Raw genomic sequence first — 11,745 nt, 5'->3', positions numbered from 1 at the left:
GACCCCAAAAATTAAAATTTATATGTGTAGCCTAGGTAAGCGCCGATATCTGTTGTTTTAAGATCAACATAATCCGATGAAGAATACCAAGACTTATCAGCTTTTAAGCCAAATTCAAGTGCATTATTTTTATCAAAACTATACTCACCACCTAGTTTAGCACCAAATAGCCAGCCAGACTTTGTAACATCATATATTAGTCTGCCCGCATTTGTATTAGCAGTAGCATCAAAATTAATCACTGAAAGACCAGTATAAAGACCAGCAACTAGCTTAAAGTTGTCAGCTATGGTTGGTGTGTAGTCACCACCTATTACGAATTTATGATTTGTCCATTTTGCATCAACTATACCATCATAGCTATCTTTAGCTTTAGCATGGTAGAAATATCCACCATATACTCTAGCTGTATCAAAATCATAACCACCTTTTATGCCTATGTTTGGTCTATTATCTTTTATGCTACCACCGCTAGTTAGCTTTGAGCTAAAATCATAGCCACCCTCAACTCCAGCAAATCCACCTTCAGCCAACGCAAATGAGCTAGCAAGTGAAAGTGCTAAAACACCTTTTAAAACACAATTTTTCATGTTAATCCTTTCAATAGTAATTGCATTACAATTTTATGTATCATATACTTTATTTTTACTTAAATGCTTTTCACAAATTTATCATTTTACATGATTAGCCAGGCTTGCCTTGATAAAGCCTAGTATTACAGGGTTTGGTCTAGTTAAGCGGCTAGTAAATTCAGGGTGACACTGCACACCTACAAACCACGGATGGCCTTTTAGCTCGATCGCCTCTACTAGTCCGTCGCTTTCGCCACTTACTATAAGGCCAGCCTTTTCAAAGACCTCTTTATATTTTGGATTTGCCTCGTAGCGGTGGCGGTGGCGCTCTTTTACGCTCTTTGCGTTGCCATAAATTTCAGCCAAAAGCGTCTTTGGCTTGATGTCGCAGTTGTAAGCACCAAGTCTCATCGTGCCGCCAAGTGGGCTTGTGTGCGTTCTTATCTGCTTTTTGCCGTGGGCGTCAATGAAGCTATCTATTAGATATATGATAGGATTTTTGCACTCTTTATTAAACTCCATAGAATTTGCATCTTCTAAGCCCAAAACATCCCTTGCAAACTCGATCATCGCTAGCTGCATACCAAGGCAAATTCCAAGATATGGGATCTTGTTTTCACGAGCAAATTTTATGGCCTGCATCTTGCCTAAAACGCCTCTTTCGCCAAAGCCGCCAGCTACCAAGATGCCATCCACATCTTTTAAAAGCTCATTTACATTGCTCTCTTCTATCTTTTCGCTATCTATCCAGCGTAAATTTACTCTAGCGTCTAAATTTGCTCCAGCATGGATGATGCCCTCGGTTAGGCTCTTATAGCTCTCTTTTAGATCGATATATTTGCCTACAAAGGCGATTGTTGTTTCGTTTGTTGGAGCGATGATCCTTTTTACTAGGCTATCCCAGTTTGCCATGTCTGGTTTTAGCTCGCCAAAGCCTAAATTTTCAGCGATCGGCACTAGGATGTCTTGCTTTAAAAATGAAAGTGGAATTTGATAGATACTTGCGCTATCTAAGCTCTCTATGACGCAGTTTTTCTCTACACCACAGCTTGCTGCGATCTTATCTTTTAGCTCGCGGTTTAGTGGCATTTCAGATCTGCATATGATGATATCTGGGCTTATGCCGATACGTCTTAGCTCGCCTACGCTATGCTGAGTTGGCTTTGTCTTTAGCTCGCCAGCTACTTTTATAAACGGCACGAGTGTTAGGTGTATATTTAGCGCTCTTTTTTTACCAACTTCTACCCTTAAGGCTCTTATCGCCTCTAAAAATGGCAAGCCCTCGATGTCGCCAACGGTTCCGCCTATCTCAACGATGAGCACATCTTTGCCCTCGCCTGCTTTTTTGATACGATCAACTATCTCGCCAACGATGTGAGGGATCACCTGTATAGTCTTTCCAAGGTAGTCGCCACGTCGTTCTTTTTCGATGACCGAGCTATAAACTCTGCCTGTTGTGAAGTTATTGTCCTGACTTAGGCTCTCATCTAAAAATCTCTCATAGTGACCAAGGTCTAGGTCTGTTTCAGCGCCATCGTCTGTGACGAAGACTTCGCCGTGTTCTAGCGGGCTCATCGTGCCAGGATCTACGTTGATATATGGGTCAGCTTTTAAAACACTCACCTTTAAGCCAGAATTTTTAAGTAATGTCGCGATAGACGCAGCTGCGATGCCTTTTCCAAGTGAGCTTAAAACGCCACCTGTGATAAAAATATACTTCGTCTCTTTTGCCATCAAATTTTCCTTAACTTTAGTTATTTTTTAATCTGCCGATTATACCCCTTAAATATTTAGTAAGGCATTAATCGTGCAATTTTTAAAAATTATTCTTTAAGTTTTTTTGTTATAGACTTCAACATCATGATTAAAAAATATTTAAAAACTTCATCTCTTTATATAAAGATTATATATTTTCAAGACATATGCCATCTTAATATACAAGAGAGTTTTTAAAAGATAATAAAAATTAGCCGTTATGATAGAGGATAAAAGGCTTTTCTAAAATTTGATTACTATATGTAATTAATATTGCTTCTAGTGGCAACAAATCTATGAAGTAAAATTTAGAGCCACCAAAGCTTGTGTGCTATATAACTAAAGTTAGTTACGCAAGTATTTAGCGTTGTTTTTAAGCAATAGTAAAAGTTTAAAGGATATGCGGTAAGATTATCCGAACAGGATCTAACAAATATGATTTGTTTTATCTGCCTTTTATAGTAATTAGCAGTAAAATCTATCAGCTATTAGAAACAAGAGGCAAGTAATGAGTTAGGAAAGTAATGAAAGATATTAACTTTTTAAATCTCAAATGTGACAATAGCACAGCAAAAAAACAAAAGGTTCGTAGTAAAGAGCAAATTTATACAATTAGGCTCTTACCACATGCTATCGACGAAGGAACAAACTATGCTTTTGATAGGTCGATAAAAAGACATAAGTTGCCAAATGGTAGCGAAGTTGTTTGCAGTGGCCTTGATTGTCCATATTGTGCTGATGGTATAAAATCATATATTACAAACTATATGGTGGTAGATCTACTTAACTCTACCAGCGACTTCCCTAACGGGGTTTATGTTTTAGTATATGATTCTAACTTTGCTATGAAATTAAGTCGCTTTAAAAAGGCTGTTAGCGAGCAATATAATATAGACATATCATCTCTTTATGACGATGGTTGTTTTTTTAGCGTTAATGTCTTTAAAGGCAATAGCGCCAGAGTTAATTATGAGTTTTCTGTCTATACAAAGGGTAGATATAGTAAGGACATTAGTAGCGAGAGCGATATAATAAACTTTGTTAATTCAGAAAATATGCCTGAGCTTGATAAATTTATAAATAAAGAGAATTTAGAGTCAGAAAAGAAAGATGAGAGCTATTTTGACAGTATTGTCTCAGCTTTTACTGAAAGGATCATCGGAGACGAATTTGGTGATTTTAGTAAAAACGCAGGGCAATCAATTATAGATGTCTTTAAGCCAATATCAAAAGACGATGGCAATATATTCACAGAAACTGTTGACAAAAGTGCAACTACATCAGATTTTGATGAATTTATTTCAGATTTTGATAATATTTTGCAATAGCAATATTTAGTGAAGGCAAATGAGAAAATTTAATACTACTTCAAAAATAGAGTTTTTTATGGGTGGTTTAAAAATATGAGATTAAGAAAAAAATTATTATTGCTTATAGCGATAAAGCTTATTATTATGTTTGGGGTTTTAAAGCTCTTTTTCTTTAATGAGACTCTTAATACCAAATTTCAAACTGACGAAGAAAAAAGCGAATTTGTAATTCGTAATTTAATAAAGGAATAAAATGTCTGAGATGGATTTTGTTGATTGGTCTAGGGCTCAGTTTGCGCTGACTGCCATTTACCACTTTTTGTTTGTCCCGCTTACATTGGGGCTAAGTTTTATCATCGCCATTATGGAGACGATATATGTCAAAACTGGCGATAAGGCCTGGCTTGAGATAACGAAATTTTGGCTAAAGCTCTTTGGTATAAATTTCGCTATTGGTGTGGCTACTGGCATCATCATGGAGTTTGAGTTTGGTACAAACTGGGCAAACTATAGCTGGTTTGTCGGCGATATCTTCGGCGCTCCACTTGCGATCGAGGGCTTGCTAGCATTTTTCATGGAGAGTACATTTTTTGCCATTATGTTTTTTGGCTGGGAAAAGGTTAGTAAGAAATTTCACCTGCTTTCAACATGGCTTGTTGCGATCGGCTCAAATTTAAGCGCACTTTGGATCTTGATCGCAAATGGCTGGATGCAATACCCAATAGGCATGAAATTTAACCCAGACACAGCTAGAATGGAGATGCAAAATTTCTTCGAAGTCGCGCTAAATCCACTTGGTATCACTAAATTTTTACACACAGTAACTAGCGGCTACACTATCTCAGCTCTTTTTGTGATAGGAATTTCAGCTTGGTTTTTGATCCAAAAACGCCACATCTTGCTTGCTAAAAAAAGCATCGTCGTTGCTAGCGCATTTGGTCTTATCACTTCGGCATTTTTGCTACTTAGCGGTGATGAGAGCGCATATCTTGCAGCTCAAAAGCAGCCTATGAAGCTAGCAGCCATGGAGGGACTTTACAAGGGCGAGAAAAACGCTGGTCTAGTTGCTGCTGGCATTTTAAACCCAGCTAAAAAGCTTGGCGATGAGAGCGATGCCTTTTTGTTTGAGATAAAGGTACCTTACGCACTTGGCATCATGGCAAACAGAGAGCTTGACTCATTTACACCAGGCATAAACGACCTACTTTACGGCAACAGCGAGCACAATCTAATAAGCGTAGAAGAGAAGATGGCAAAGGGTAAAGTAGCTATCGAAGCTCTTAAAAACTACAAAGAGGCTAAAAAAGCAAATGACGAGAGCTTGATGAAAAGCTCACTTTCAAATTTAGAGAGCAACCTAAATTTCTTAGGATATGGCTATCTTAAGGACGCAAAAGATGCTGTGCCACCAGTTGCACTTACATTTTATAGCTTCCACATCATGGTCGCACTTGGCACTTACTTCATAGCTCTTTTTGCTATCACCCTTTATCTAAATCTCTCAAGAAAATATAAATTTGAAAACATAAGAGCATTTTTGTGGATCTGCCTCTTTACCATACCGCTTGGCTACATCGCAGCTGAGGCTGGCTGGATAGTAGCAGAGGTCGGCCGTCAGCCATGGGCGATACAAGATCTCATGACCGTTGGTGTTGGAGCTACGAATTTATCAGACTCAAACGTGAAAATTTCATTTATATTATTTGCTGTTTTATTTACGGTCTTGCTGATTGCCGAGATCAAAATCATGCTTAAGCAAATAAAGATAGGATTTAACGACCATGCATAGTTTAGGTTTAGAAAATTTACAAATTTATTGGTGGTTTATAGTTAGCCTTCTTGGCGGGCTTTTTGTGTTTATGATGTTTGTTCAAGGCGGCCAGTCGCTAATCTTTAGCCTTGGCAAAGACGAGCTTAAAAAAGATATGCTCATAAATTCTATCGGTAGAAAATGGGAGCTTACATTTACGACGCTTGTTATGTTTGGTGGCGCGTGCTTTGCGGCGTTTCCACTATTTTACGCTACAAGTTTTGGTGGTGCTTACTGGGTTTGGCTGGCTATTTTATTTTGCTTTATCATCCAAGCTGTAAGCTACGAGTACCGCAAAAAGCCTGATAACTTCTTAGGCGCTAGAACTTATGAAATTTTCCTTTTCATAAATGGCTCGCTTGGCGTTATCCTTATCGGCATGGCGGTTAGCACATTTTTTAGCGGTAGTGATTTTGTGCTAAATGAGCACAACTTTGTCGAGTGGAAAACTCCATTTCGTGGTCTTGAAGCTTTATCAAATCCTTACTTGTACTTGCTTGGCATAGCGATGTTTTTCCTATCTCGCATAGGCGGCTGCTTATATCTTATGAACAACATCGCTGATGGCGAATTTATACAAAACGCTAGAAAACAGCTGCTTATCAACACCGTGCTATTCTTGCCATTTTTCTTAGGATTTCTTGCGTGGATACTTACAAAAGATGGCTTTGCATACGACGCAAACGGCGTAGTTAGCCTTGTTGCTTACAAATACGCCATAAATTTGATCGAGATGCCTATCGCTGGCATATTGCTACTTGTTGGCGTACTTTTGGTGCTTATTGGAATTTTCCAAGGGGCATTTACAAAAAGTATTCGCGGAATTTTTGCTTACGGCGTTGGCGTTACGCTAGCTGTGACTGCACTATTTTTGATAACAGGACTAAACGGCACAGCATTTTATCCGTCATTTAGCGATCTTGCTAGTTCGCTAACTATCAAAAATGCAAGCTCTAGCCACTACACACTTGGCGTTATGGCATATGTTAGCTTGCTAGTGCCTTTCGTGCTTGCCTATATCGTCGTAGTTTGGAGAGCGATAGATAGCAAGAAGATCACGCAAGATGAGATCAAAAACGATCATCACGCATACTAAGGATTATAGATGTTAGAAGCAGGAATTTTTTTGATACTTTGGCCAGTGACATTGTTTGCTAGCTATAAATTTGTACTCTTTGCTTTAAAGAAATTTGACGCAAACAACTAAAATTTAGGGGCGTTTCGCTCCTAAATTTACCCTCTATATACTTTAAACAAAAATTTTTTATTTAATTTTCCATTTAAGCTATACTTTACCTGAGTGTTATTTCTGCGTTAGTTTTGTGGAGTAAGATATCATTAAATTTCTACAAAAGGAGCGAAAATGAGCAAGAATTTCTTAGGTTCTGTTGCCCTTGCGGCTGTTTTGATTAGTGGTATTAGTGTAGGCGTCACGCCACTGGAGGCTGGTGTCTTAGCTCATCACGTGAAGGTTCAGGGCGAGCTTGGATCAGTCTTTATAAACCCTTACGACGTATCTCCGCTAACTGCTGTCATCGATAGAGCTGGCAAAGATATCAAAGATATCCACGTCAAAGTAAAAGGCAAGCCAGATGGCGGCATAGACATCGACTACAACGTCTCAGAGCATGCCCTGCTCACACATGACGGCGTGCCTGTTTGGGGACTTTATCCTGACTATCTAAACGAGGTCGTGCTTAGCTATACATTTAACGGAGCTAAAAAGGTCGAAACATATAAAATTTACGCCCAGCCTATCGTCACATATAGCCGTGATTATAGGTTCTCACACATGCAAAAGACTCGCGTCAAAAAGGTCGATCCTGCCTTTAAAAATAGGCTCTATCTCATAAACAATACAATCACAAGCGTCTATAAACCGCTTGATTGGAAAAATGGTGGCGCTGCTAGCTGGAATGACTTTACCGAAAACTACATCGTAGACACAAAAGGCGAAGTTAGATGGTACCTTGACTATCAGAAATTTTACGACCGCAGCGAGCGCAGAGTGATGGACGGGGGTATGATGATGGGCTTTCATCAGCTCAAAAACGGCGATATCAGCTTTGGCATGGCTCAAAGATATCTTAGATATGATCTAATGGGAAAAGAAATTTACAACCGCCAACTACCTAGAGGCTACATCGACCTAAGCCACGAGGTGATGCCACTAAAAGATGATCACGCACTTCTTAGAGTAGCAAAATACAACTACCACCACAAAGATGGCAGAATTTCTCACACCATAAGAGACCACATCATCGAGGTCGATAACACCGGAAAGGTGGTCGAAGAGTGGGATCTAAATGAAATTTTTGGCAACAACGTTTATCGTAGCAACCTCATAAAAGCACTTGATGCTAGGGCTGTTTGCCTAAATATCGATATGGACGCAAAGGAGATCAAGATAAGTGATGATCTACCATTTGGAGACATCACCTCTACTGGCACAGGCAGAAACTGGGCGCATGTAAATTCTATCTCATACGATGAGAGCGACGATAGTATCATACTTTCACTTCGCCACCAAGGTGTCGTCAAAATCGGCCGCGACAAAAAGGTCAAATGGATACTAGCTTCGCCTGAAGGCTGGAGTGAAGAATTTAAAGCAAAAGTGCTAACTCCAGTCGATAGTAACGGCAACAAGATCAAGTGTGAAAACTCAAAATGCGAAGGCGAATTTGACTGGTCATGGACTCAGCACACCGCATGGCTAACACCAAGATACGATAACAAAGGCAGCGTAAAACATCTAAGCGTCTTTGACAATGGCGATGGCAGAGGCATGGAGCAGCCAGCGCTTAAAGAGGACAAATACTCACGTGCAGTTGAATATAAGATAGATGAGAAAAAGGGCACAGTCGAGCAGACTTGGCAGTTTGGCAAGGACCGTGGCTTTGACTTTTACAGTGCAGTCACCAGCAACGTCGAGTGGCAAAAGGATAAAAACACCTACTTTATCTCAAGCTCAAACGTAAATTTACTCAAGCCAGATAAAACTATCAAAATGGTTTTAGTTGAGATCGATCCAAAGACAAATGAGGTCAAATTTGAGATGGATGTAGACTCAGCATCAAGAGATGATGTCGCTTATAGAGCGATGGTTATTGATCCTGAAGTGTTTAATTATTGATTGAAAGTTTGGTGTGAGACCCCCTCTCACACCATTTTTTATCGGATATTTTTTTGAAATTTATAAATTTCTTCTTTGACGCTAGTTAGGTCAAAATTTATCGCTCGCTCTAGCTCTAGCAAACTTACATCTTCGTCTATATCAAGTGCTATAGCTATATCGTTTAGCTCTTTTGCCTCGTCGTTTGCGAGGATCGCACTCTTAAAACTAGCCTCATCTATCTGGCCAAATTTTAAAAAGATCGATTTAAATTTATCTTTTAAAATTTCTCTACTTAGCTTTTTATCTTCTAAAGCCTTCTTTGTGCCACCATTTCTGTTACAGGTTCTAAATATAAAATCTATTGTTTCATTTACTTCATCGAGTAAATTTTTTGTCTTCTCGCTTTGCATGGAGCCCCTCTCTTCAGTGCAAACAAATTAACAGAATATCTTCTTGATATAAAATTAATTTCAATAATATTTTATGATTAATTTTTTGATTTGTATATTGTACCTAGGTACGATATAGTTATATTTATATATTTTATTTTGACCCTGTTTTAAAGAGAGTTTAGACCCAAAAGTGGGTCTAAATTTTATATTGTGGGAATTATATTAACTTCTTCTATTTTAAGAGTAAATGTCTGATTGCCATCATGCACTTCATATGTAGTAGCATTACCATCTGCTTCCCTAGAAGTTGTAATTCCTGATGTGCCATCTTCAAATCTGCCAACACCTTTTATACCTTTTACAGTTAATGATGTTGCGCCCTCGCCACCAACATTTTTTATAAAATTTGATATATCTGATGCTTGAAAAAATCTAAACACTCCATCAAATTCAGACATATCAAGTATCTCAAAGCCACTTATCTTACCAGCATTTGTTGTCTTAAACGAGTCGTCATGGATTTTTAGCGTATCTTTTGTGCCTTCGCCACCTGTTATAGTGCTATTATCTAGAACCACACCCTTACCAAGATCGACCTTGTCATTTCCATCACCACCAGTGACAGATGAATTTTTCATATTTATTTCATCGCCTATTTTGATGGTATCGTTACCTTCACCTGAATTGACAGAAGTTTTATCTAAATTTGTATTTTCAAATTTATAGTTGTCATTGCCATTGCCACTTTTGATCTCTGAATCTCTTATGGCAGAGCTTATAAATTCTAGTGTATCACCATATGGTTCCTTACTAAGATCACCGTCACCTGTATCGATATCAACTCCACTGATACTTGCGTCAGTTACTTTTATAGTGTCGTTACCCTCGCCTGTTTTTATAAAGCTGGCAGTTCTAACACCTTCATACTCGCTTCCATCTGTCGATCCATGATTAGCCACGTCATCTATCAAATCATGTTTTATATTTACAATATCATTATCAGCTCCAGTATCTATCTTCACTGATTTTAATGATGTCACTGTTATTCCACTCTCGATATTAACAGTATCTTCTCCTTTGCCAGTTTTAAAAAGCACATCTCCTAATGTCGCATCACCTCTAACGGTAAATTTATCATTACCATCATGGCTTGTAATCATCGTATTTAGCACAGTTCCGCCATCTATTATTACAGTGTCTTGATTTTTCTCTCCACCAGCATTACCCATATCTATTTTTGTAGAGCTAACACTGCCATATTTCATTTCACCATTTATTTCTGCATCAGATTTTTCTATATTAAGCACATCGTCGCCATCGCCCATTTTTATGACATCATTACCATCGTCTTTAAAGTCAGACAACCCACTTCTAAATTCTACGCCTTCTTTTATAGTTATCGTATCATCGCCATCTTTTGTGTCGATGATAGGTTTCATAGTGTTATTGCCATTGTCTGGATCATAGTTTATAAAGCTGCGGTTTATGGTAAGTTCTACACCTTCGTAATCATCTGGATTTATGTCCTGCGTGATGTCGATCTTATCATCATTATCGATGATCTTGCCCTCAGCCTCGCCAGATGTGATAGCAGCGTTGTTTGTAGTCACGCTAAGAGTTACCCCCTCTTTATAAACGCCGTAGTCTTTTATGCCAGGAGCGATATTTGCGCCTAGATCCTTGCTGCTTGCGCCCTCGTTTTGGTTGCCAGCTGTTTGACCGTAGTCGTCTAGCACCTGCACTCTAACCTTTACATTTGCGATATCACTTGGTGCCACACCACTTATCGTGCCGCCATTTTGTATCGTAGTCCAGTTATTTCCACCATCAGTCGAGTACTCCATCGCAGCCAAATAGTCGTTGCCAGCGCTTGCACCGCTTAAATTTAACGTTAGATCAGTAGGTGTAGTTGAGTTTGTAGCAGCTGATAGGCCTAGATTATAGACTAGATACTCGTTTGGAGTTGCCTCTCTTGCCTCGCCGTTGCCATCAAGTGATATCTTGATAGCCACTGGAGTGTTAGCTGCTGATCCGCCTATATCGCCAGCACCAGCGTCATTAGCGTCCGCATAGCCGCCGATTGGACTATTAAAAGAGTCAAAGGCCCTATTTGAGTCTGTTAAATTTCTATAATCATCAGTAATGTTTGAGTAGTGACCACCCTCTTCAAAGCTTGCAGCACCTAGACTTACGCCATCTCCACCAGCTCCAGCTGCTGCATTACCACCAGCTGCTGTCTCTTCAAGATCTGTGATGTTTGCGCCATCAAGAAGTGCTTTTTGGATAGCGCTTACATCAGCTACGCTATCGTCACCAAAGCTCTCATTGTGAGCTACGCTCTTGTCTAAATTTAGGGTATCTTTTCCGATGATCGCAATGTCTTTGCCATCGTTTGCAGTTATGACTACTTTTGAGTCAAAATCAGTTGTCTGTATAGTCTCGCCAAGAAAAATTTCATCGCCTACTTTTAACACTCTTTGTGTGCCGTCCTTTGCAGTTGCGATTACACTTGATCCTTGTGAGATGCTTTTTATAATGCCGATCCTTGTTGCCATATTGTTTCCTTATGTAAAATTTTGAACGCATTTTAATGAATTTTATAATTCATGTATATTGTACCTAAGTACAATAAATCCCTTCAAATCGGCGTTTGTGACACATGTATGACGAATTTACGTTATCAATTTCTATATCATTTTGATCAAAATGAGGCAAATTTCATTTTATCCGTCTTATCTTTTAAGAGTGATTTAAATTTAACGTGTGATTTTTGTGATAAAATGCCCTCAAA

Annotated in this window: 8 protein-coding genes and 1 pseudogene; 5 read left to right on the top strand and 4 right to left on the bottom strand. The window is 38.9% G+C overall.

Features of this window, described 5'->3' with window-relative positions; genetic code table 11:
- Positions 1-11 precede the first annotated feature (11 nt).
- On the bottom strand, positions 12-590 hold the full coding sequence (locus Q0296_RS04620) for a hypothetical protein (protein WP_298037135.1): 579 nt from the start codon (positions 588-590) through the stop codon (positions 12-14).
- 81 nt (positions 591-671) lie between these two features.
- Positions 672-2,306 (bottom strand): CTP synthase, encoded by a 1,635-nt coding sequence (locus tag Q0296_RS04615; protein ID WP_021088456.1) that lies wholly within the window; start codon positions 2,304-2,306, stop codon positions 672-674.
- Positions 2,307-2,851: 545 nt separating this feature from the next.
- Between Q0296_RS04615 and Q0296_RS04610 the strand changes: the two genes are divergently transcribed.
- From Q0296_RS04610 to Q0296_RS04590, 5 genes and pseudogenes are all read left to right on the top strand, one after another.
- The gene (locus Q0296_RS04610) at positions 2,852-3,655 is read left to right on the top strand and encodes a hypothetical protein (RefSeq protein WP_298037133.1); all 804 of its coding nucleotides are present in this window, start codon (positions 2,852-2,854) and stop codon (positions 3,653-3,655) included.
- 33 nt (positions 3,656-3,688) lie between these two features.
- Positions 3,689-3,889, top strand: a pseudogene (locus Q0296_RS04605) (DUF4492 domain-containing protein); the annotation flags it as partial.
- 1 nt (position 3,890) lies between these two features.
- Positions 3,891-5,426: a cytochrome ubiquinol oxidase subunit I gene (locus Q0296_RS04600; protein ID WP_298037131.1), complete on the top strand. Its 1,536-nt coding sequence runs from the start codon at positions 3,891-3,893 to the stop codon at positions 5,424-5,426.
- On the top strand, positions 5,419-6,543 hold the full coding sequence (locus tag Q0296_RS04595) for a cytochrome d ubiquinol oxidase subunit II (protein ID WP_298037126.1): 1,125 nt from the start codon (positions 5,419-5,421) through the stop codon (positions 6,541-6,543). The genes Q0296_RS04600 and Q0296_RS04595 overlap by 8 nt, the downstream gene beginning before the upstream one ends.
- Before the next feature lie 267 nt (positions 6,544-6,810).
- On the top strand, positions 6,811-8,580 hold the full coding sequence (locus Q0296_RS04590) for an aryl-sulfate sulfotransferase (protein ID WP_298037124.1): 1,770 nt from the start codon (positions 6,811-6,813) through the stop codon (positions 8,578-8,580).
- A 38-nt stretch (positions 8,581-8,618) separates the two neighbouring features.
- Here Q0296_RS04590 and Q0296_RS04585 read toward each other — a convergent pair whose 3' ends face one another.
- Positions 8,619-8,972 (bottom strand): hypothetical protein, encoded by a 354-nt coding sequence (locus Q0296_RS04585; RefSeq protein WP_298037119.1) that lies wholly within the window; start codon positions 8,970-8,972, stop codon positions 8,619-8,621.
- A gap of 185 nt (positions 8,973-9,157) precedes the next feature.
- Positions 9,158-11,509, bottom strand: coding sequence for a hypothetical protein (locus tag Q0296_RS04580; RefSeq protein ID WP_298037114.1), 2,352 nt, complete (start codon positions 11,507-11,509; stop codon positions 9,158-9,160).
- Positions 11,510-11,745 lie beyond the last annotated feature (236 nt).

This window comes from uncultured Campylobacter sp. (assembly GCF_937890585.1).
GTDB lineage: Bacteria > Campylobacterota > Campylobacteria > Campylobacterales > Campylobacteraceae > Campylobacter_A.
Note: the sequence above shows the minus strand (reverse complement) of the source record. Positions and strands in the feature narration are given on the sequence as shown.